Annotated in this window: 22 protein-coding genes and 1 pseudogene; 11 read left to right on the plus strand and 12 right to left on the minus strand. The window is 63.3% G+C overall.

The window, feature by feature from the left end; translation table 11 throughout:
* The first annotated feature begins 116 nt into the window (after positions 1 to 116).
* The 4 genes from LDO54_RS21980 to LDO54_RS21995 all read left to right on the plus strand — a co-directional run bounded on the left by LDO54_RS21980 (position 117) and on the right by LDO54_RS21995 (position 4719).
* On the plus strand, positions 117 to 539 hold the full coding sequence (locus tag LDO54_RS21980; protein ID WP_224012771.1) for a RidA family protein: 423 nt from the start codon (positions 117 to 119) through the stop codon (positions 537 to 539).
* Positions 540 to 623: 84 nt separating this feature from the next.
* Complete coding sequence (gene argE, locus LDO54_RS21985; RefSeq protein ID WP_224012772.1) at positions 624 to 1817, plus strand: acetylornithine deacetylase; 1194 nt, start codon at positions 624 to 626, stop codon at positions 1815 to 1817.
* Between the two features lie 119 nt (positions 1818 to 1936).
* Positions 1937 to 3340 carry a purine-cytosine permease family protein gene (locus LDO54_RS21990; protein WP_224012773.1) on the plus strand — a complete coding sequence of 468 codons (1404 nt, stop codon included), beginning with the start codon at positions 1937 to 1939 and terminating at the stop codon, positions 3338 to 3340.
* Between the two features lie 29 nt (positions 3341 to 3369).
* Positions 3370 to 4719: a flavin-containing monooxygenase gene (locus tag LDO54_RS21995; RefSeq protein ID WP_224012774.1), complete on the plus strand. Its 1350-nt coding sequence runs from the start codon at positions 3370 to 3372 to the stop codon at positions 4717 to 4719.
* Between the two features lie 66 nt (positions 4720 to 4785).
* Here the strand turns inward: LDO54_RS21995 and LDO54_RS22000 are convergent, their stop codons facing one another.
* The 5 genes from LDO54_RS22000 to frmR form a co-directional block, all read right to left on the minus strand.
* Positions 4786 to 5280: a lytic transglycosylase domain-containing protein gene (locus LDO54_RS22000; protein ID WP_224012775.1), complete on the minus strand. Its 495-nt coding sequence runs from the start codon at positions 5278 to 5280 to the stop codon at positions 4786 to 4788.
* 22 nt (positions 5281 to 5302) lie between these two features.
* A complete protein-coding gene (locus LDO54_RS22005) occupies positions 5303 to 5647 on the minus strand; it encodes a hypothetical protein (protein ID WP_224012776.1) in 345 nt (114 codons plus the stop codon).
* Positions 5648 to 5651: 4 nt separating this feature from the next.
* Positions 5652 to 6029: a hypothetical protein gene (locus tag LDO54_RS22010; protein ID WP_224012777.1), complete on the minus strand. Its 378-nt coding sequence runs from the start codon at positions 6027 to 6029 to the stop codon at positions 5652 to 5654.
* 295 nt (positions 6030 to 6324) lie between these two features.
* Entirely contained in the window at positions 6325 to 7434 is a 1110-nt protein-coding gene (locus tag LDO54_RS22015) for an S-(hydroxymethyl)glutathione dehydrogenase/class III alcohol dehydrogenase (protein ID WP_224012778.1), read from the minus strand.
* 79 nt (positions 7435 to 7513) lie between these two features.
* Positions 7514 to 7789 (minus strand): formaldehyde-responsive transcriptional repressor FrmR, encoded by a 276-nt coding sequence (frmR, locus tag LDO54_RS22020; RefSeq protein ID WP_065058649.1) that lies wholly within the window; start codon positions 7787 to 7789, stop codon positions 7514 to 7516.
* A gap of 272 nt (positions 7790 to 8061) precedes the next feature.
* Here frmR and LDO54_RS22025 point away from each other — a divergent pair.
* A pseudogene (locus tag LDO54_RS22025) lies at positions 8062 to 8223 on the plus strand (type VI secretion system Vgr family protein); the annotation flags it as partial.
* Positions 8224 to 8364: 141 nt separating this feature from the next.
* Here the strand turns inward: LDO54_RS22025 and LDO54_RS22030 are convergent.
* Entirely contained in the window at positions 8365 to 8958 is a 594-nt protein-coding gene (locus LDO54_RS22030) for a molybdopterin-dependent oxidoreductase (RefSeq protein ID WP_224012779.1), read from the minus strand.
* Positions 8959 to 9039: 81 nt separating this feature from the next.
* On the minus strand, positions 9040 to 9483 hold the full coding sequence (locus tag LDO54_RS22035; protein WP_224012780.1) for a hypothetical protein: 444 nt from the start codon (positions 9481 to 9483) through the stop codon (positions 9040 to 9042).
* Positions 9484 to 9751: 268 nt separating this feature from the next.
* Between LDO54_RS22035 and LDO54_RS22040 the strand changes: the two genes are divergently transcribed.
* On the plus strand, positions 9752 to 10264 hold the full coding sequence (locus LDO54_RS22040) for a cytochrome P460 family protein (protein ID WP_224012781.1): 513 nt from the start codon (positions 9752 to 9754) through the stop codon (positions 10262 to 10264).
* 54 nt (positions 10265 to 10318) lie between these two features.
* On the opposite strand, the gene LDO54_RS22045 is transcribed toward LDO54_RS22040, so the two are convergent.
* Positions 10319 to 11524, minus strand: coding sequence for a cytochrome P450 (locus LDO54_RS22045; protein WP_224012782.1), 1206 nt, complete (start codon positions 11522 to 11524; stop codon positions 10319 to 10321).
* Between the two features lie 133 nt (positions 11525 to 11657).
* Positions 11658 to 12575: a LysR family transcriptional regulator gene (locus LDO54_RS22050; protein ID WP_224012783.1), complete on the minus strand. Its 918-nt coding sequence runs from the start codon at positions 12573 to 12575 to the stop codon at positions 11658 to 11660.
* A 224-nt stretch (positions 12576 to 12799) separates the two neighbouring features.
* On the opposite strand from LDO54_RS22050, the gene LDO54_RS22055 reads away from it, so the two are divergent.
* Positions 12800 to 13582, plus strand: a complete 783-nt coding sequence (locus tag LDO54_RS22055; protein ID WP_224012784.1) for a response regulator — start codon at positions 12800 to 12802, stop codon at positions 13580 to 13582.
* Positions 13583 to 13631: 49 nt separating this feature from the next.
* Here the strand turns inward: LDO54_RS22055 and LDO54_RS22060 are convergent, their stop codons facing one another.
* Both LDO54_RS22060 and LDO54_RS22065 read right to left on the minus strand, forming a co-directional pair.
* Positions 13632 to 14600: a quinone oxidoreductase family protein gene (locus tag LDO54_RS22060; RefSeq protein ID WP_224012785.1), complete on the minus strand. Its 969-nt coding sequence runs from the start codon at positions 14598 to 14600 to the stop codon at positions 13632 to 13634.
* Between the two features lie 203 nt (positions 14601 to 14803).
* Positions 14804 to 15619, minus strand: coding sequence for a response regulator (locus tag LDO54_RS22065; protein ID WP_224012786.1), 816 nt, complete (start codon positions 15617 to 15619; stop codon positions 14804 to 14806).
* 410 nt (positions 15620 to 16029) lie between these two features.
* Here LDO54_RS22065 and LDO54_RS22070 point away from each other — a divergent pair, with 410 nt between their 5' ends.
* The 3 genes from LDO54_RS22070 to LDO54_RS22080 all read left to right on the plus strand — a co-directional run bounded on the left by LDO54_RS22070 (position 16030) and on the right by LDO54_RS22080 (position 19400).
* Complete coding sequence (locus tag LDO54_RS22070; protein WP_224012787.1) at positions 16030 to 17310, plus strand: epoxide hydrolase family protein; 1281 nt, start codon at positions 16030 to 16032, stop codon at positions 17308 to 17310.
* Between the two features lie 216 nt (positions 17311 to 17526).
* Complete coding sequence (locus LDO54_RS22075; RefSeq protein ID WP_224012788.1) at positions 17527 to 18186, plus strand: response regulator transcription factor; 660 nt, start codon at positions 17527 to 17529, stop codon at positions 18184 to 18186.
* Between the two features lie 179 nt (positions 18187 to 18365).
* On the plus strand, positions 18366 to 19400 hold the full coding sequence (locus LDO54_RS22080; protein ID WP_224012789.1) for a sensor histidine kinase: 1035 nt from the start codon (positions 18366 to 18368) through the stop codon (positions 19398 to 19400).
* Between the two features lie 13 nt (positions 19401 to 19413).
* Here LDO54_RS22080 and LDO54_RS22085 read toward each other — a convergent pair whose 3' ends face one another.
* Complete coding sequence (locus LDO54_RS22085; protein WP_224012790.1) at positions 19414 to 19863, minus strand: universal stress protein; 450 nt, start codon at positions 19861 to 19863, stop codon at positions 19414 to 19416.
* Between the two features lie 383 nt (positions 19864 to 20246).
* On the opposite strand from LDO54_RS22085, the gene LDO54_RS22090 reads away from it, so the two are divergent.
* A complete protein-coding gene (locus tag LDO54_RS22090) occupies positions 20247 to 21713 on the plus strand; it encodes an aldehyde dehydrogenase (RefSeq protein ID WP_224012791.1) in 1467 nt (488 codons plus the stop codon).
* The last annotated feature ends 49 nt before the right edge of the window (positions 21714 to 21762 follow it).

The raw sequence follows: 21762 nt of genomic DNA on the forward strand, positions 1-21762 counted from the left end.
GTTTCGTAAATAATTCGAGCACAGGTACATTCGATTCCAGGCGATGCGTTTCAGCTTTTCGCATCGATTCGAACCGCACCCATTCAGACATCACGCTCACGCAATCAGAGGCAGACATGAGCCACAAACGCATCCGCAAATTCAACACTCGCGAAACGTATCCCGAACAGAAACTCGACAACGATCTGTGCCAGGCCGTGGTCGCCAACGACACGGTCTATGTGCGCGGCCAGATCGGCCAGGACCTCGATACGCGCGAATCGGTCGGTATCGGCGACGTGACGGCGCAAGCCGAAAAAGCGATGTCGAACATCGCGATGCTGCTCGAAGAGTCGGGCAGCCGTCTCGAAGACATCTGCAAGATCACGATTTTCCTCGTGGACGTGCGCTATCGCGAAGCCGTCTACAACGTGGTCGGCAAGTGGCTCAAGGGTGTGTACCCGGTTTCGACGGGCCTCGTGGTTTCCGCGCTCGCGCGTCCCGAATGGCTCGTGGAAATCGACGTGATCGCGGTGATTCCGCGCGATCGTCAGCAATAAGCCTCAGCCACGAATCAGAGCAACAAGCCGCCACGCGCGGCGCGCAAGCAACGCACGCGCCGCGCCGCTTCACAAGGAGACGCCATGTCCCACACACGACTCGAATCGACGCTGTCGCTGCTGCAAACGCTGGTCGAATTCGACACGCGCAGCGCACGCTCGAATCTGGAATTGATCACGTTCGTGCGCGAGTATCTCGCGGGCTTCGGCGTCGAGGCATCGTTGAACTACAACGAAACCGGCGACAAGGCGAATCTCTACGCGACCATCGGGCCGCGTGACCGTGCGGGCCTGTGTCTGTCCGGTCACACCGATGTCGTGCCCGCCGACGGCCAGCCGTGGACCGTGCCGCCGTTCGCGCTGACCCGCGAAAGCGGCCGCGTGCTCGGACGCGGCACCGCCGACATGAAGGGCTTCCTCGCCTGCGTGCTCGCGAGCGTGCCGTACTTCGTCGAACATTGCCGCACGCTGCCGATTCATCTCGCGTTCAGCTACGACGAGGAAGTCGGTTGCCGCGGCGTGCGTGGTCTGCTCGACGAACTCGCGCGCGCGCCGTTCAAGCCGCTCGCGTGCATCATCGGCGAACCGACCAGCATGCAGGTGGCGATCGCGCATAAGGGCAAGCGCGCGTATCGCTGCTGTTTCAAGGGGCTTGCGGGGCATTCGGCGCTCACGCATCTCGGCGTGAATGCCGTGGATTTCGCGGCCGAATTCGCGGTACATCTGCGCCGCGCGAGCCGCGCGCTGCGCGAATCGGGTCAGCACGACGCGCGATTCGAGCCGCCTTATACGACCGTGCACACGGGCAAGCTCAACGGCGGCATTGCGCTCAACGTCATTCCCGATCACGCCGAACTCGAATTCGAAGTGCGCAATCTGCCCGGCGATTCGATCGATACGATCGTGCAGGCGGCGCGCCGTTTCGCCGAAGACGAACTCGAAGGCGAGATGCGCGCGACGCACGCCGACACCGGTATCGAATGGCAGGAACTCGTCGATTATCCGGCGCTGTCCGCCGATCCCGACGCCAACTGGCTGCGCGACATGGCCTGCGAACTGACCGGCGACGAAACGCTGCGCACGCTCTCGTTCGGCACCGAAGGCGGCCTGTTTCAAGGCATCGGCATTCCGACCGTGGTGTGCGGTCCGGGCTCGATCGAGCAAGGCCACAAGGCCGACGAATACGTGGAGATCGCGCAGCTCGAACGCTGCCTCGGTTTCCTCGACAAGCTCGCGGTGAATCTTCCCGCGAGCGTGCCCGGTTACGCGAACGCGTAACGCTGCACGTCAGACGCGACGCGCACAACACACACACGCATCTTCACAACAGACGGACGCCGCAATCGCGAGCGCCCACGCACGATACGCGCGCACGCGCGCGGGATGGGAGAGTTGTCATGTCAGCAGAGCGCGGGGCCGTCCCGCTTATCGAAAAGCACACGATCGGCTATGTGCCGCCCGAGGATCGTCACGGCAAGGTGCGCGATCTGTTCACGCTGTGGTTCGGCGGCAATATTGCGCCGCTGCCTATCGTCACGGGCGCGCTGGGCGTGCAGATTTATCACCTCAATCTGTTCTGGGGCATCGTGGCCATCGTGATCGGCCAGGCGGTGGGCGGCGTGCTGATGGCGCTGCATTCCGCGCAAGGTCCGCAGATGGGCATTCCGCAAATGATCCAGAGCCGCGCGCAGTTCGGCTCGTGGGGCGCGTTGCTCGTGACCGTGATCGCGGGCGTGATGTACGTGGGCTTCTTCGCGTCGAATATCGTGCTCGCGGGCAAGTCGCTGCACGGCATCGCGCCGACGGTGCCGGTGCCGGTCGGCATCGTGGTGGGCGCGGTGGGCTCGGGCTGTATCGGCATCATCGGATACCGCTTCATACACGTGCTCAATCGCATCGGCACGTGGGTGCTCGGCATCGGCATCGTGGTCGGTTTCTGGATGATTCTCTCGCACGTGCAAAGCGCCGATTTCCTCACGCGCGGCGGCTTCAATCTCGCGGGCTGGCTCGCGACGGTGTCGCTCTCGGCGTTGTGGCAAATCGCGTTTGCGCCGTACGTGTCCGACTATTCGCGCTATCTGCCCGAGAACGTGGGCGTGGCCTCGACGTTCTGGGCCACCTATCTCGGCTGCGCGCTCGGCTCGACGCTCGCCTTCGTGTTCGGCGCGGTCGCGGCGCTCGCCGTGCCCCCGGGCGTGGACACGATGGACGCCGTGAAGCTCGCCACCGGCGCGCTCGGCCCCGTGATGCTCGTGCTGTTCCTGCTCAGCGTGATCAGCCATAACGCGCTCAATCTCTACGGCGCGGTGCTCTCGGTGATTACCTCGCTGCAAACCTTCGCGTATCGCTGGATTCCCACCTCGAAGGCGCGCGCCGTGTTGTCCGTCGTGATTCTCGTGGCGTGCTGTTTCGCGGCGATTGGCGCATCGAGCGACTTCGTCGGCCATTTCGTCGATCTCGTGCTCGCGCTGCTCGTGGTGCTGGTGCCGTGGACCGCGATCAACCTGATCGACTTCTACGTGATTCACGCGGGCCGTTACGACATCGATTCGATCTTCCGCGTGGATGGCGGGATTTACGGCCGCTTCAATCCGCAGGCGCTGATCGCCTACGCGGTGGGTATCGCCGTGCAGATTCCGTTCATGAATACGCCGATGTATGCGGGCCCGGTCGCGGCGCATATCGACGGCGCGGATCTGTCCTGGCTCGTCGGCCTCGTGGTGACGTCGCCGCTCTATTACTGGCTGGCTTCGCGCGACAGCGCGTACCGGCGTCGCCAGCACGCAGGCGTGCCGGTGTGAATGCAAACTTTTCGCAGAAGGAAACCGCAATGACTCTCGAAACGACAACCATCGATACGCTCGTGGTGGGCGCGGGCCAGGCCGGCGTGGCCATGAGCGAACATCTCGGCAAGCTCGGCGTGCCGCATCTTGTGCTGGAGCGCGACCGCATCGCCGAACGCTGGCGCACGGGCCGCTGGGACTCGCTGGTCGCGAACGGTCCCGTCTGGCACGATCGTTTTCCGGGCATGGCATTCGACGATCTCGATCCCGATGCCTTCGCTTCGAAAGAACGCGTTGCCGATTATTTCGTCGATTACGCGAAGCAGATTAACGCGCCCATTCGCACCGGCGTGGAAGTGAAAAGCGTCGAGCGCAAAAGCGGCGAGGCGGGCTTCGTGATCGAGACGAGCGAAGGCACGATCGAAGCGCGCCGCGTGGTGGTGGCGACGGGGCCGTTCCAGCGTCCGGTGATTCCGCCGATCGCGCCGCAAACGCAGGGTTTGCATCAGATCCATTCTGCCGATTACAAGAATCCGCAGCAGCTTCCCGCAGGCGCGGTGCTGGTGGTAGGCGCGGGTTCGTCGGGCGTGCAGATCGCCGATGAACTGCAACGCTCGGGCCGCCAGGTGTATCTCTCGGTGGGCGCGCACGATCGCCCGCCGCGCGCGTACCGCAACCGCGATTTCTGCTGGTGGCTCGGCGTGCTCGGCGAATGGGACGCGGAAGTGGCGCGCCCGGGCCGCGAACACGTGACGATCGCGGTCAGCGGCGCGCGCGGCGGCCAGACGGTGGACTTCCGTTTGCTCGCACAGCAGGGCGTGACGCTGGTTGGTTTGACGAAGGCGTTTGAAAACGGCGTGGCGACGTTCCAGCCGGATCTCGCAGACAACATCGCGCGCGGCGATGAAAACTATCTCTCGCTGCTCAATGCCGCCGACGCGTATATCGAGCGCAATGGTCTCGATCTGCCGGAAGAACCGGAAGCGCGCCGCGTCTATCCCGATCCCGAGTGCGTGACGCATCCGATTCTCGAACTCGATCTCGCGCAGGCCGGTGTGACGTCGATTATCTGGGCGACGGGTTATGCGGTCGATTACAACTGGCTGCACGTGAACGCCTTCGACGACAAGGGCAAGCCGAAGCATCAGCGTGGCGTGTCGAGCGAGCCGGGTATTTATTTCCTGGGCTTGCCGTGGCTTTCGCGACGCGGATCGAGTTTCATCTGGGGCGTGTGGCACGACGCGAAACACGTCGCCGATCACATCGTTACGCAGCGCAAGTATCTGGCGTATCAAGACGCCACGCAGCGCGAAGCGCAAGCCTTGCGCGATGAAGCGCAGCTACGTGAAGCGACGCAACGCGAAGCGCGCGCGCTGAGCGGCGTGGGTGTGAGCTGATTGCGTGCAGTGTAAAAACGCCGGCGTTCGCTTATCAGGCGAACGCCGGCGAATTGCATGGCGCGTTCAATGGGCGGGCTGCAATTGGCCCCAGCTAATCAGAATCGCCTGAATGCTGCGCGCGTAAGCATCGCGTTCGCGCGGCGATTCCGAGTGATAGGCGCCAATCGCGCGCCACGTATTGCCGTAGCGCACCATCTTCTGTTTGAGCAGCCACGCGGCCACGAAGATATTCACGCACGGATCGGTCAGCGCGCGATGCGGAATGCCCTGGCGCGCCAATTCCGAAAAGTGAATCGAATTGATCTGCAATTGCCCGACGTCGATTGAGCCATTGCTGTTGTGATTGATCGCGGTGGCGTCACCTTTCGATTCGCGCCAGGCCACGGCGCGCAGCACGAGCGGATTCACGCCTTGATACGCGCCGGCCTTTTCGAAGCATTCGTCGGCGGTTTCGGCCGCGCGCGCGACGCCCGAATTGCCGAGCGCGGCGCCGAGCGCGAACGCGCAGGCCAGCAGGAATCGCACAGAGCGGATCAACGAAGCGGGTAGCGTCGGCATCGCGGGGTCTCCGGTGCGGCGCTCAATGCGCGAGGGCGGCATCGAGTTGCCGCTCGACATCTTTCAGATACGCGCGCGACGTGTCCGAGACCACGAGACGCGCCGTGGGCATCGCGCAATGGCAGTCGCGCACGCGCGCCGCTTTCTTCTTGCGCGCGCTGCTGTGCGTGGCGGCGGGCGGATCGTCGTCGTCGCCGCTCGAAGGCGGCAGCATCGTGAGCGAAGGCAGCGGCGGATACACAGCGGCCGGCGAAGCGGAAGGCGCAGCCGAGGCGAGCACGGTCGCGGGCGCCGAGTCGGCCCACGCATTGGACGCGCATTGCGCGCCGAGCGCGAGCGTGGCCGCCGCGAAAATCATCGTACGCATGCGCTCAGCTCCCCGTCTTCAGCGGCTCGATCGCCACGCTGTACGTCTGGTTCGCGCCTGCCGTGAGATTCTCCAGCGCGGGCTTTTGCGCCTGGCGCGCGGGCACGCCCTTCCAGATCGCTTCGTTGATATAGCGAAGATCCTGACCGAGCGCGGTCACGCGGATCACCGTCGGCTGCTTTTGCGCGGCGGCGAGCGCGCCCGCTTTCGCGAGCACGGCGCTCAATTGCGGATCGCGCGCGCCGAGCGCATCGGCGGGAATGTCGAAGCGCAGAATCGCGGCCGATGCGGACGCCTTACCGGCATCGGCGGTGTTGGCCTGGGGCAGTTGCGCGCAGCCTGTCACGGCAAGTACGGCGAGGAGGAAAGCAATGCGCGGCACGTCCAGGCTCCAAAGTTTCGTGGCGATGTGCACGTTGTCGGCCATTCGTGAGCCAACTTGAGAGTCGGGAGGCAAACGTTTGCGAAAAAGAAAGAGTTTGCTCGCGAGGGGCGGCTTGACGGAATGTCGCTGCGAAGTCGCGCACGTTCGCGCATGGAATTGCTCTGTCAATTTCGAGGTGAATTAGTCTGATGAATAAATAGAATCTCGCGATTCAGATGAGGTGTGCGCGGGTTCAAATGCAAATGGCCGCGCGCCGGGTTCGGCGCGCGGCCATTCACGTCATCGCATTACATCAATAGTGAACGACGGTGCGGATCGACTTGCCTTCGTGCATCAGATCGAAAGCCTCGTTGATGCCATCGAGATCCTTCGTGTGCGTGACGAACGGTGCGAGCTGGATCTTGCCGGCCATCGCGTCCTGCACCATGCCCGGCAGTTCCGAACGGCCCTTGACGCCGCCGAACGCGGTGCCGAGCCAGCGGCGGCCCGTGACGAGCTGGAACGGACGCGTGGAGATCTCCTGGCCCGAACCCGCCACGCCGATCACCACCGACTGACCCCAGCCGCGATGCGCGCATTCGAGCGCCGCGCGCATGACGTTCACGTTGCCGATGCACTCGAAGCTGTGGTCGACGCCCCAGCCCGTCATCTCGACGATCACTTGCTGGATGGGCTTTTCATGATCCTTGGGATTCACGCAGTCGGTCGCGCCGAAAGCCTTCGCGAGTTCGAACTTGCCCGGATTCGTGTCGATGGCGATGATGCGGCCCGCCTTCGCGAGCTTCGCGCCTTGAATGACCGCGAGGCCGATGCCGCCGAGACCGAACACCGCGACCGTATCGCCTTCCTGCACCTTGGCCGTGTTCTTCACCGCGCCGAGGCCGGTGGTCACGCCGCAACCGAGCAGGCAGACCTGCTCCGGGTTCGCCTGCGGGTCGATCTTCGCGAGCGAGACTTCGGCCACGACCGTGTATTCGCTGAACGTCGAGCAGCCCATGTAGTGATAGACCGGCTGGCCGTTGTAGCTGAAGCGCGTGGTGCCGTCGGGCATCACACCCTTGCCTTGCGTGGCGCGCACGGCGACGCACAGATTGGTCTTGCCGCTCTTGCAGAACAGACATTCGCCGCATTCGGCGGTGTAAAGCGGAATGACGTGATCGCCGGGCTTCACGCTCGTCACGCCTTCGCCCACTTCCACGACGATGCCCGCGCCTTCATGGCCGAGCACGGCGGGGAACAGGCCTTCGGGGTCGTCGCCGGAGAGCGTGAAGGCGTCGGTATGGCAGACGCCCGTGTGGGTGATCTTCACCAGCACTTCGCCCTTGCGGGGCGGTTCGACGTCGATCTCGACGATTTCCAGGGGCTTGCCCGGGCCGAATGCAACAGCAGCACGTGATTTCATAGCAATCTCGGTATCGGTAAGGAAAGGAGTCGACCAGTCGACCATGAGGCCGCGCGGGCGGCCGGTGTTTGAAACGGGATTAACGCAAATACGAACGCACCAGCGAAACCACTTCTTCGATGGGTTTGTCGGGTGTGCCGTTCGCCGCCGCGAGATGGGAAAACTCCTCGCGCAAATGGCTCTCCAGGACCCCGGCCATCAGCCCGTTGATCGCGCCGCGCACCGCCGCGATCTGCTGAAGGACCGGACCGCAATCCGCCCCTTCCTCGAGGGCGCGCTCAAGCGCGTCGATCTGCCCGCGCACGCGGCGTACGCGCGCGAGAACGCGCTTTTTCTCTTCGGGACTATGGGGCATGTTCGATCCTGGTGGGATACTGCACGGGAGTATCCTAGCATACTCGGTGGGAGTATGTTGGAGAATCCGCCGTTCGGGCATCCGCACGCTCCGCGCTTACGCACAGCATAGTCAATGCGCCTGCGATGCGGATTGGTTATTCGATACTTCTGCTTACATTTAAGGGCGCGATAACTCGCGCATTATTCATAACAAAGCGTGACCGGATATCAACATAACAGTAAGATTACGCAGTCAAGAAATAACGAATAACAGATCGGGTTACGCAGAGCGCGAATTCGCGCGGCGTGTATCTGGGTGGCGGATTCGATTTGAAATCGGATGCGTTCGGTGCCATCAACGCAGGCCAGGGCCTGTATGTGAGTACGTACGCGAAAAGCGCGACGAGTCAGCAACTCGATGTCACTGAAGCGCAGTCGCAACTGATGAGCGGACTTGCTGCTTTACGTCGTTCGTAACGACGCAGCTGCACAAGGCAAAACCCCCGTCACCGCCGACGAAATCGAAAAAATCGGCGAAGAAGTGGCAGCCTCGATCAAACGTCGTTAACCGATCGCGCCAAAAGGACCGATGCGTTATCCGGCCTTAACCTGCACGTGATAAACCGCCCACGGGCAGGTCACAAACCGCTCTTTCAGCGGCTTGCTTGCCTGCTCGGGCACGCGGTCGGCGTCATACACCACCCAAAGCGGCCCCAACCCGCCCAACGGCATGGGCTTGCCATCGAGATGCGTGGCAACGATATATCGCCACGCACGCAGATTCTCCAGCGACACCATGACCGCATAACCATCGATAGCGCGCAGCATGACTTGCGCCGACGCGGACGAGGACGCACCCGCAACGCGCAGCACATCGCCAAGCAGCGGCCCAGAAAGCGTATGCGGCTTCGCGTCATACTCCAGAGTGGGCCGTATCGTCACCGCAGGCAAACGCATCAGCGACGGAAAATCGAACGCATAAGCGTTAGCAAATTCCACAAGCTGCTTCTCGAACAAACGATCGAGCACATCGACGCCGCCGCGATTATGCCGATCGATATCGCCGGAGATCGTCAGCACAGCGGGCGCATCCGCGTGGCCTGCGTTGTTCGTCTCGTGTTTCCCCGCGAAGGCCGACGACGCCACGCCGAACGCCGCCGCGCCACTCAAGAATTGCCGCTTGTTCATGTCGGTTTGCCTCTTTGTTGGCCCGAACGGCGGCGTAACCGCGCGCAAGCCGATATCGTGCGATGTTCGCCGGAGTGAGTGTTAGCGCCCTTTGCCCGCGCGTTCCGACTTCGTCGAATCGAGCGCCGAAATCGCCGCGGCAAGACGCTTCTTCGACGCGCCATCGAGCATCAGCAGTCCGGCGCGCAGCAGATCGCGCTTCTTCACTGTCACGCCCGCATGGCCGCACTTGCGTTTGAGGCGCGAGATGCGCTTCTGGTCCGCCTTGGCGATGGCGATGCGATGACGCGCGGCCTTGTCTTTCTTCGCACGCTTCGTCGTGTGCTTGCTTGCGCGCTTGTTCGCGCCCTTCGCCGCGCGCGCGCTTTCCGGTGCGGGTGCGGGGGGCGTCACGACCTCAGCCACGACCTCGACCGGCGCGACGCCCGCCTTCTTCGCCTTTTTCACGGCTTTCTGGAAGTCGGCCGTGGTCGGGAAATAGAACGCCTTGCGCGTAGCCTTACGCGCGATTACTTCAATCATCATGATCTCGTCAACTGAAAAACCGCAGCAGTATATACCGGCGCGAGACCGCGTTCAGCGCGCCAGCGACCGTAACAATGAACGGTCACAATCTAATTCGGATTCCAGAATAAAGTTAATGAACGAACACCGCGAATATACATCGGTATAACTCCGTTAAACCGATTGCCATATCGTCCAAAAAACGCTCCGATGCTAGCCTTTTCACCAGTATAGGTCGCAATTCCCGCGCGGCCACGAATCAAGCAGCCGATTTAACGGAGTGTACGGAATGAGATTTCTTCGCGTGAAGGCCTTGCTGTGCGGCGCTACTGTGGCGCTGACCGCGTCGGCGAGTCAGGGCGTGCTGGCGGCGCAGCCCTCGGCGGATGCATCGCCCATCTACGGCGTGACGATCCCGCCCGGCTATCGCGAGTGGCAGATGATCGCGCCCGCCGCCGAAGCCGCGCCGCTGGACGAATTGCGCGTGGTGCTCGGCAATCCCGCTGCGATCAAGGCGATCAAGAACGCCACGCTGCCGTTCCCGGACGGCGCGGTGCTCGTCAAGCTCGCTTACAAGAAAAAGCAGTCCGACGACTTCGCGCCGGCCACGGTGCCGGGCCAGCCCACCACGGTGCAGGTCATGGTGAAGGATTCGAAGCGTTACGCGTCGACGGGCGGCTGGGGTTTCGGACGGTTTATCGACGGCAAGCCCGCCGATCTGAAGCAGCATCAGACCTGCTTCGCGTGCCACGCCGAGCGCGTGAAAGATCGCGATTACGTCTTTACGCGCTTCGCACCCTGAGCGACACGCGCGAATCTACGGCGCGGCGAACTCGCCGCGCCACTTTCAATCAATTCAATATCCGGTCCGCACGCGCAACGCCGTCACGCCGCGCAGATTATTGCGGTGCTGCCAGACCAGCGCATCGAGATTCTCGGCGTCCAGCGCGGGAAAGCGGTCGAGCAATTGTCCGATCGCCACTTCCATTTCGAGCATCGCGAGCCGCGCGCCCAGGCAGTAGTGAATGCCCGCGCCGAATGACAGTGAAGTCGCCGCATCATCGCGCGCGAAATCGAGTCGGTCCGGTTGCGCGAACGCCTGCGGATCGCGATTGGCCGCGCCGATCAACATAAAGACCACCGTGCCGCGCGCGAGCCGTGCATCGCCAATCTCGATGTCGTCGAAGGCCGTGCGCACGACCATTTGCACAGCACCGTCGTAGCGCAGACATTCGGCGATGGCGCGCGGCAGCAGCGAACGGTCGTTCTGAAGCGCCTGATACTGATCGCGATGGCGAAACAGCGCGAGCATCGTATTGCCGATCATGTTCGACGTCGTCTCGTGTCCCGCGATAAACAGCAACACCGCGTTCGAGACCACTTCTTCATCGCTGAGCCGGACGCCGTCGACTTCGACTTGCAATAGCGCGCTGATCAAATCGTCGCCGTCGTGCGCGCGCCGTTGTTCGATCACACCGTGGAAATAGCGTTCGAGGGTGAGCGCGGCTTCGTCGGCGGCGCTCAGTGCCTGCGCGTCGAGCGGCGCGAGATCGAACGCGGCGACCAGTTTGCTTGCCGCGCCCGCGAGCGCGTGTGCGTCGTCGAGCGGCACGTCGAGCAACTGGCAAATGATGCGCACCGGCAAGGGCAGCGCGAAATCGCTCATCAGGTCGAAAGCGGCATTCGTACCGATTGCATCGAGCAGCGCGCGCGTCGTGGCCTCCACCGTATCGCGCAGCTTCTCCATCTGCCGCGCGTTGAAGGTTTTCATCAGCAGCCCGCGCAGCCGCGTGTGGGTCGGCGGATTCATCATCAGCAAGGTGCGATTCAGCGACTGGAACACGGGCCGCGCCGTCGCTTCCTCGCCATAGCGTGCGGCCACGCTCTGCAGATAGGTCTTGCCCATGCGCGGATCGCGCAGCAAGGCGTCGATCACCTCGAAGCGTCCGGTGACGAAAACCTGCGGTGCGATCGGCAGCAGCGCGCCGGCGGCGCGAATTTTTTCATACGCGGGATAAGGATTCGCGAAGAAGGCGGGCGAGGTGAAGTCGGAGAATTGCATGGCGGTGCGTGATGAGTGTGGGCGGATCGTAGCGGATCGAACCGCTTAATACAATGCGGACGTTCCGGCGCGTCGAGCACGGAGAACACTTGCGTCGCGCGTTTTATTCCGCGCCTCTTTAAAAATTCACACGTTAATGCACGGGCGCGAAAACCGGCAGCCGCTCGCGAATCCATTCGAGCAGCGCCGCCGGTCCGGGCGTGAGCGCGCGATTCGACTTCACGAGCAAACGCGCGCGCGTGCTCTGGAAAATGCTGTGCTCGATGGGCCGCGTCGTCATTTCGCCGCTCGCGACTTCGCGCTGCGCGGCGAATTCACCGATCAGCGTGACGAAATTCTCGACCGCCACCATGCGTTTGAGCACGGCCACGGAATTGCTGGTCATGGCCGCTGGAATGTCGATTCCCTCGGCCAGTTCGACCATCCGCACCGCGTAGCCAATGCCGAACGATTCGGGCATCAGCGCGAGCGGATATGCGCGCAAATCGTCCACGCGCGCGGTGGCTTTTGCTTTCGCCAGCGGATGTTCATGGCGCAATAACAGCACGACCGGTTGATTCGAACTCGCGAGGCAGCGAATCAGCGGATGCGGCGGCGGATTGTAGGCGAGCCCGATATCGGCGCGGCTCGACGCCACTTCGTCGATCACGCCGTCGCGGCCCAGCACGCTCAGCTCGATCGTCAGCGCCGGATAGCGTGCGCAGAACGGGCCGAGCACGGCGTCGGTGAGCGTATCGACGAAGCCCTCGCTGACGGCAAGCCGAATGCGCCCGTGTTGCAGGCCGCGCAGCGCGCCGAGTTCCGCTTCGAGCTTCTCCTGCTGCGCGCGGCAGCTTTCGACAAAGTCGAGCAGATGCGTCGCCGCGTCGGTTGGGCGCACGCCTTTCGCGGAACGATCGAACAGCGTCGCGCCGAGTTCGTCTTCGAGTATGCGGATCTGGCGCGTGATCACCGAAGGCGACGTGTTGAGACTGTCGGCGGCGCCACGGATCGAACCGTGATCGAGCACCGCTTGAAAGTAGCGCAGGCGTTGATGATTGAGTTGACGCATGGTGAGCACCTGTTCGAATGTCGTGCGTTGCCCGCGAGGCAACAGGGGTTGGGCGCAATTGCTGTTGTCCAGATCGCGCCTTCCTGACACCATCGCGAAACCGGGATTTCCTCGGTAATTAGTCAGCGATCCGAATCAATATGCGGAAGGAAGCGCTCGCTGACCGCACGTTCGTTTAACCGCGATGGCGCGATTTCCGCAGTTGAATCAAGAAGTCCTTTGTCATGGTTGAAGATGCCCCTCAAAAGCCGGACCACATCCTGATCGTCGACGACGATCGGGCGCTGCGCGAACGCATCGCCGCGTATTTGCAGGCCAATGGCATGCGCGTCACGCACGCTGCTCGCGCGCGCGATCTGCGTGCGCTGCTCAACAGAGTCGAACCCGATCTCGTCGTGCTCGATACGCATCTGCCCGACGCGGACGGCCTCGCGTTATGCGGCGAATTACGCGCAAACCGCCGCTTTCATGCGCTGCCGATTCTGCTGCTGTCCACGCGGCAGGGCGTGGAAGATCGCATCGTCGGCCTCGAAATGGGCGCCGACGATTACCTCGCCAAACCGCTCGCGATCCGCGAACTCTTCATGCGCATTCGCGCGATTCTGCGCCGCGCGCGCTTGCCGCCGCCGGGCCTGCGCGTCGCGCCGACGCCGCGCGTGCTGCGCTTCGGCGACTGGCGGCTCGACACGCTGGCGCGGCACCTCGTCGATGCGGGCGGCGAAACCGTCGCGCTGAGCAGCGCCGAATATCGTTTGCTGCGCGTGCTGCTCGATTATCCGAATCGCGTGCTCTCGCGCGATCAACTGCTCGATCTCACGCAGGGCCGCGAAGCCGATCTGCTCGACCGCTCGATCGATCTGCTCGTGAGCCGCGTGCGCCAGCGTTTGCGCGACGGCGTGCGCGAGGGCCGCTACATCAAGACGATCCGCAACGAGGGCTACCTGTTTTCGGCCACGGTGACGCAAGCAGGCGGCCCGCGCGAGACTGTGTGTTGCGACGTCGCTTGAAGTCGAGCCGCGCTTAACCACATCGAGCGACGTCGCGTAACTACGCGCATTACGGAATTAGCAGCAGCTTGCCGGTGGAGCGTCGGCTTTCCATATCGTCGTGCGCCTGGGCGGCCTGTTCGAGCGGATACACGCCGCCGATGCGCACGTCGATCGCGCCGGCCACGATCCAGTCGAACAACTGCTTCGCACGCGCGCGCAACAAGGCGGGCGTGGCGATGTGATCGGCGAACACCGCATAGCCGATCTTGATGCTGCGCGGCAGGCTCATGATGTGCAGCGGTCCCGCGTCGCCGAGCACCGGGCCGTACCAGCAGAACGTCCCGCAGCGGCGCAGCGAGGCCATCGACGCGTGAAAGGTCGTCGGGCCGGAGCCGTCGTAGACCACGTGCACGCCTTCGCCGCCGGAGAGCCGCACGGCTTCCTCGGCGAAGTTGCCGTCCGTGTCGACGATCACGTGGTCCGCGCCCGCCTCGCGTGCGATCTCTGCTTTGGCCGCGCTCGACACGCGGCCGATCACCGTGCCGCCGCGCAGCTTGATGATCTGCGTGAGCAGCAAGCCGAGGCCGCCTGCAGCTGCGTGCACGAGCGCGATGTCGCCGCGCTGCACCGGATAGAAGTCGGTCGCGAAGTGGCTGGCCGTGAGGCCCTGCATCATCAGCGCAGCGGCGGTGCGATGGTCGATTTCGTCGGGCACCGGCACGAGCGCGGTGACCGGAATGACGACGCGCTGCGCGTAGCTGCCCGGCGCGTAGACCCATGCCACGCGCTGTCCGGGGCGCACGTCCACGACGTTCTCGCCGACCGCGAGCACGCGGCCCGCGCCTTCGACGCCCAGCGGTTTCGGGTCCGGCATCGACTCCCAGAACGCGCCGCGACGCACGCCGATGTCCATGAAGTTGACGCCCGCAGCGTCGACTTCGACGAGCGCTTCGCCCGGACCCGCGACGGGCTCGTTGACATCGACGAGACGCAGTGTGTCCGTGCCGCCGGGTCTTTCCATCACGATCTGCTTCATGCTCGCGCGCTCCTTGTATAGGGTGTTTTGCGTGGCGTTTTCATGGTGCATTCCTTGAGTTGACGTACGACGTCATTGGAACGCCCGCACGTATCCCGGTTGTTTCCGCCAACGCGTGAAAATGTAAGCGCGTGTGTCCGTGTGCGCGGCCGATACACTGCGCTACAGACGCGTAGCGCATCGATCGGCTTCGTGCGACGCAGTCAGACGGCGCTGCTTTGAAGACAGAGAGACCGCGCGTGAGGCGCGGGTGCGCGACGCGCATGGCTGCGTTCGCTTGCGCGACGCTCGTCGAGCGCGGTGACGGCCGCCGAAAACACATAACCTTCGTTGCGCAGCGTCTTGATGTAACGCGCTTTGCGGGCGGTGTCGTTGAGGCGTTGCCGCAAGCGGCTCACGAGCAGATCGATCGAGCGGTCGAACGGATCGGCGCTGCGCCGCTGCGTGAGGTTGAGCAACTGATCGCGCGTGAGCACGCGTTGGGGATGATCGAGAAACACACGCAGCAGGCGATATTCGGCGCCGCTGAGCGCGACCGGCGTATCGTGCGGATCGAGCAATTGGCGCGCGGCGGTGTCGAGCCGCCAGTTGCCGAAGCCGAGCGTCGCCGCGCCGTCCTCGGCGTGCAGATCGGGCGGCAGCATGCGCGTGCGCCGCAGCACGGCGCGAATGCGCGCGAGCAGTTCGCGCGGCGGAAATGGCTTGGTCAGATAATCGTCGGCGCCCATTTCGAGGCCCACGATGCGGTCCATGACGTCGTTGCGACCGCTGATCATCATCACCGGCACGAGGCGATGCCGGCTCTCGCGCAGCACGCGATAGAGCGCGAGCCCATCCTCGCCGGGCAGGATCAGATCGAGCACGATCAGGTCGGGCAGGCTCTTGTCGAGCGCCGCGTGCATCTCGCGTCCGTTGGCGGCGCGCGTCACGCGCATGCCGTTCTTTTCGAGGTAGTTGCCGACCAGTTCGCGCAGGTCGCGGTCGTCGTCGACGATCAGCACATGGTCGATTTTATCCATGATGGTCTTAAGCGACGCCGAGCGTCGTGTCCGGTTCGCGTGGGGCGCGGGCCGCTCAGTCGTGCATGCGGCCGCCCGGCCCCGATGCGAACAGATTAGCCGCAGCGCGCCGCGTATTCCATCCGAATCTGGATTGAGTCCATAGACGAAAAAGGATGGGGACCCTATACGTCCGTATAGGTTGTTATAGGCCAACGGCATTCGAATCGTTATTCACGCTTATCCGGCGTTTAATTATTCGGGAAACGCATTTCACGAGTCAATTTAAAAAACTACAAACCAGACATAATCGGGATACATTCGCTGCTTTTAATGATGGCCTGCACTTCGGAATCGGTCATTCGAGAAATGGGTCACGCGCTTTCGTGTTGCCGAACCGAGGTTTTCCCTCATGAACAGGATGAACCAGCATGCCTTCGAATGTCTTTTCTCCGATGCGGCGCAGCCTGCTGACCGCCACCGCGGCGGCCGGCGCGCTGTCACTGTTTCCTGAAGCGATTTATGCCAATACGGCCACGCCCGATATCCGGCCGTTCAAGGCGAATATTCCCGATTCCGCGCTCGACGATCTGCAACGGCGCATTGCCAATACACGCTGGCCGGGAAAAGAAACCGTCGCCGACGAATCGCAGGGCGTGAAACTCGCGCGCATGCAGCAACTGGTTCAATACTGGGGCACGGACTACGACTGGCGTAAAGGCGAAGCGAAGCTCAATGGTTTTCCGATGTTCATCACGGAAATCGACGGGCTCGATATTCAGTTCATTCATGTCCGCTCGCGTCATGCGAATGCCATGCCGCTCATCATGACGCACGGCTGGCCCGGCTCCATTTTCGAATTGATCAAGGCGATTGGGCCGCTCACCGATCCCACCGCCTATGGCGCGAGTGCCGACGACGCCTTCCATGTGGTGGTGCCGTCGCTGCCGGGTTTCGGCTTTTCGGGCAAACCCACGCAGCCGGGTTGGGGCTCGGACCATATCGCGCGCGCGTGGGGCGTGCTGATGGCGCGGCTGGGCTACGAGCGTTTCGTCTCGCAGGGCGGCGACTGCGGCTCGGTGATCTCGCACCGCATGGCCTTGCAGCACGTGAAGGGTTTGATCGGCATTCACGTGAACATGCCCGCGACGGTGCCGCCCGATATCGCGCGGCATCTGGCCTTGGACGATCCCGCACCGGCCGGTCTTTCCGCCGACGAAAAGCGCGCCTACGAAAAGCTGAGCGTGTTCTATCGCGACAATTGCGGCTATTCCGCCATGATGGTCACGCGTCCGCAAACCGTGGGTTACGCGCTTGCCGATTCGCCGGTGGGTCAGGCCGCGTGGATGTACGACAAGATTTCGCAATGGACCTATAGCGGCGGCGTTCCCGAGCGCTCGCTGACGCGCGACGAAATTCTCGACGATATTTCGCTCTATTGGCTCACGAATAGCGCCACGTCGTCGGCGCAAATCTATTGGGAAGATCATTCCAACAATTTCAATGCCGTCGATATCGGCGTGCCTGCGGCCATTACGGTATTTCCCGGCGAGATTTATCAGGCGCCGCGCAGTTGGGCGGAGCGCGCTTATCACAATCTCGTCTACTTCAATGTGGTCGATAAGGGCGGCCATTTCGCCGCCTGGGAGGAACCGTTGCTGTTCGCGCAGGAAGTGCGGGCCGGTTTGCGTCCCATGCGCAAACTGGCTTGAGCGCTTGAATCGCGCGGCTATCGCGCGGCAATCGGGTCGTGAATGAAGGAAGCACTGAATGGCCGCGAATAGCGGCCAATTAGTGAGACTGCTGGCGCTAGCCGGTTGGCGATTAATAACGAATCATGGCGTGGACCGTCGAGAGGGCTTTTGTTACCATCGTTCATTCGCCCCTTTTAAAAACCCGCTTTGTTCGCCAGCGGCCCATTTCCAACGATGTCCGACTCTCCAACCGCTCCGTCCACAACGGACCCAGACAGCGCCATCGTCTATATCGTCGATGACGACGCGCTGTTGCGCCGGGCGTTGACGGGGCTGTTGCGTTCCGCCGGCCTGGCGGTGCGGGCATTCGAATCGACCGACGCCTTTCTCGCCGCGCCACGGCCGGCCACGCCTTCGTGTCTGGTGCTCGACGTGCGTTTGCAAGGGCGCAGCGGCCTCGCGTTTCAGGCCGAGTTGAGCGAGGGCGGGCGCGCGCATCTGCCGATCATCTTCATGACGGGTTATGGCGATATCGCCATGTCGGTGAAAGCGATGAAGGCGGGCGCGGCCGATTTCCTCGCCAAGCCGTTTCGCGATCAGGACATCATCGACGCCGTGCTGGCCGCGCTGGAGAAAGACGCGAGCCGTCTCGAAGCCGACCGCGCGCTGCACGAACTGCGCACAAGCTGGGATTCGCTCACGCCGCGCGAGCGCGAAGTGCTCCAGCACGTGGCGGCCGGATTGATGAACAAGCAGATCGCCGCGAATATGGGCATTGCTGAAATCACCGCGAAGATTCATCGCGGTCAGGCCATGAAAAAAATGCACGCCCGTTCCGTGGCGGAGCTGATGCGCAAGATGGAAGCGCTCGGCCTCTCGCATCTGCGCGCCTGAGTACTTAAAGCGCACGATCGATCGGCGCGAGATCGGCGCGAAATCTATACCTTCATATGATGGCGGCGCGCCACGGCGTCCCGTATTCTGACGCTGCCGCGCGAGCGCTGTGTTGCCCGCGCGTTTGCTAACGTGCGCCCAATCACCGCGCGGTTCAGAACAACGATGGGAGAACGACTATGCGTGCGTATCCGGCAGCTTCTTGCGATACGCCCGCGCGTGCGTCCGAGCCTGCCTCGCATCGTGACGCGGCGTCGTTCGTCGTGGTGATGTCGCGCGCGCTGGCGGCGTTGTTCGTGGCTGCGTGTTGCTACGCTGCGTTCGCGACGTACACGGCGTCGTCGCGCGCGTCGAATGAACCGCTGCATGGCATCGTGCCGTGGATGTTGCCTGCGCTCGTGGCGTTTGCATTCGTCGCGCTCAAATACGGGGAATTGCGCACGCGCCTGCGCCATTACGCGGAGGCGATTGAAGCCGATGCGGGCGAAACCGTCGGCGTTGCGCTGCCCGAAACCGGACCCGCACCGATTGCGCGGCTCGCGCGCGCGGCCAACCACAGCGCGCGTCAACATGCGGGGCGGCAGGCCGAACTGCTGCACGTGCTGGCGGCGTACGCGCACGATTTGCGCACGCCGCTCACGCGCATGGGCATGCGCTGCGAACTGCTCGACGACGACGCGATGCGCGACGCGCTCGAACGCGATCTCGCCGAAATGGCCGAGCTGGTGGAGGGCAGTCTGTCGTGCGCGCGCATGCAATGCAGCGCCGAGGAGCCGATGCGTTCTGTCGATGCCGATGGCCTGCTCGATCTGCTGATCGCCGACTATCGCGACGCGGGTCGCATCGTCAAACTCGACGGCCATGTGGGCCGTCCTGTCGTCACCTGTCCGCACGCGCTGCGCCGCGTGCTCGTGAACCTGATCGACAATGCGCTGCGCTATGGCGGCGACGCCTGTCTGAGCGTGCGCGTGGAAGCGCGGCGGCTCGTGATCGCCGTGCTCGATTCGGGGCCGGGCATCGTGCCCGCGCAACTCGATGCGGTGTTCCTGCCGTGGTATCGCGCGCCTGGCACGGCGTCGGCGGCACCGGGTTCGGGATTGGGGCTCGCCATCGCGCGACGTCTGACGCAGGCGATGCGCGGCGAGCTGCATCTGGAGAACCGCCGCACGGGCGGGCTCGAAGCGCGCCTGAGCTTGCCGCTCGCGAGCGCCTGAACGCAGGCGTGCTTCAAGCGGCGGGCAGCGTCACGGTCACGATCGTCGTGCCGCTCAAACGCTCCGTGAGTTCGTGATGCGCCGCGCGTTCGCCCCACCAGCGCGAACGCCGCGCCTGCTGACGATGACCGACCACGATGAGATCGGGATTGAACGCCTGCATGTGGCGCACGACCACTTCGGTCATGCGCCCGAAACTCACGTAGCCGCTCGCGGCGATGCCGTCACGCGTCAACTGGACGAGCGCCTCATCGAGCGTGCCGCGCGCCAGTTCCTCCAGACGATGAAACGCAAGATCGCTTAGCAGACCTCCGCAATGGGCGTTGGCGCTCTGCGTATCGACGACGGAAACGACGTCCACATGCGCGGACAAGGCCAGCGAGAGTTGCGTGCAGCGTTCGAGCGCGGCCTGCGCTTCGGCGCTGCCATCGTAGACGAGCAGCAATTTCGCAAAGGAGGGCATGACTTTCGGAAGGGTGAGTGTGTGGCTGAATCGTGTATCTGAATTGCGCAATCAAAACAGTTGGGCGGCGGCGTTTATTCCCGCGTGCGGCGCGTCGAATTCTGTTGTGCGGATATATTCCGACATAATTTCCGGCGCACCTTGCGCTATAAAGATTGAGATTCACGAAACGTCTCGAATCGCGGATCGTGCTGCCTGCAAGGCGCGAAATGTGCGAAATGCGCGTCATGGACAAGCATGCGCAACGTTCTGGACAAGGCTCGTGCGTGTCGGATCGCTACACTCATTTGTCATGAATCGACGCGATCTACGCGTGATTCATCGCGAGGTTTCGCCTGTGCGCGACGCCACATTTCCTTTCGAATTTCATCTGGCAAACGATCATGTCCGAGTCTTGCTCCGCACTTTCATCGAATGTCCGCCATCATTTCTTTATCGACGGCGATTGGGTATCGAGCCATTCCGATCAGCGTCACACGATCGTTTCGCCGTCGACGGAAACGCCGTTCATGACGGTGCCGCTCGCGGATGCCACCGACGTCGAACGCGCAGTCGCGGCGGCGCGGCGCGCGTTCGATCAAGGTCCGTGGCCGCGCTTGTCCGGGACCGAACGGGCGACGTATTTGAAGCGGCTGACGCATGAGTTGCGCCAGCGCTTGCCCTTGCTCGCGCAACTCTGGACCGATCAGGTGGGCGCGCCTATTTCGTTTGCGCAGAAGCTCACGCCGTTCGGCGCGAGCCGCTTTGAATTTTTCGCTTCGCTGGCCGAGCAATATGAATTCGAAGACTGGCGGTCGACGCAGCGCGGGCGCGCGTGCGTGCGCCGCGTGCCGGTGGGCGTCGCGGCCTTGATCGCGCCTTGGAATGCGACCTTTCCGATCGTCTCGCAGAAGATCGCGGCGGCGCTGGCGGCGGGCTGCACGATGGTGGTGAAGTCGCCGCCCGAGTGTCCGTTCGACGCGCTGATCATCGCGGAATGCGCGGCGGCGGCGGGCATTCCGCCTGGCGTGCTCAATGTGATTACGGCGGGGCGCGAGGCGGGCGCGCAACTCGTGCAGTCGCGCGAGATCGACAAGATCAGTTTTACCGGCAGCGTGGCGACGGGCCAATGGATTCAGCGCGCCGCTACCGACCGGCTCGCGCGCGCGACGCTCGAACTCGGCGGCAAGTCGGCGGCGATTCTGCTCGATGATGTCGATCTGCCCGCGGCGCTGGCCGCGCTTACGCCGTTCACGATGCCGTTTTCCGGTCAGATCTGCTTCGCGCAAACGCGCCTGCTGGTGCCGCGCCATCGTCACGATGAAATCGTCGCGACGTATGCGCAGATCGTCGCGGGTATGAAGGTGGGCGATCCGCACGCGCCGGACACGGCCATCGGTCCGGTGCTCAATGCCGCGCAGCGCGAGCGCGTGCGCGGCTATATCGAACGCGGCATCGCCGAAGGCGCGACGCTCGTGACGGGCGGCACCGGTAACGCGGGATTCGAGCGCGGTTTCTATGTCGAGCCGACGGTGTTTAGCCGCGTCACCTCGACCATGACCATCGCGCGCGAGGAAATCTTCGGACCCGTGGTGTCGATACTGCCGTATGGCAGCGTGGATCAGGCGATCGAGATCGCCAATGATTCGGACTACGGATTGAGCGGGTCGGTTTATGGCCGCGATGAGGAGCGCGCGTTCGAGATCGCATGCCGGCTGCGCACGGGCAACGTCGGTATCAACGGTGTGGAGATCGCGCCCAACGTGCCGTTCGGCGGGATGAAGCGCTCGGGTATCGGGCGCGAAGGCGGTCGCGAAGGACTCGAAGCGTACCTCGAAACCCAGGCCGTGTTCGTGCCTGGCGCGGCTTAACGATCTATCTGCAGCGCAACGCGAGCGCGGTTATTGGAAACCAGGAGCC

It is taken from the genome of Paraburkholderia tropica (assembly GCF_914484835.1).
Lineage (GTDB): Bacteria > Pseudomonadota > Gammaproteobacteria > Burkholderiales > Burkholderiaceae > Paraburkholderia > Paraburkholderia tropica_A.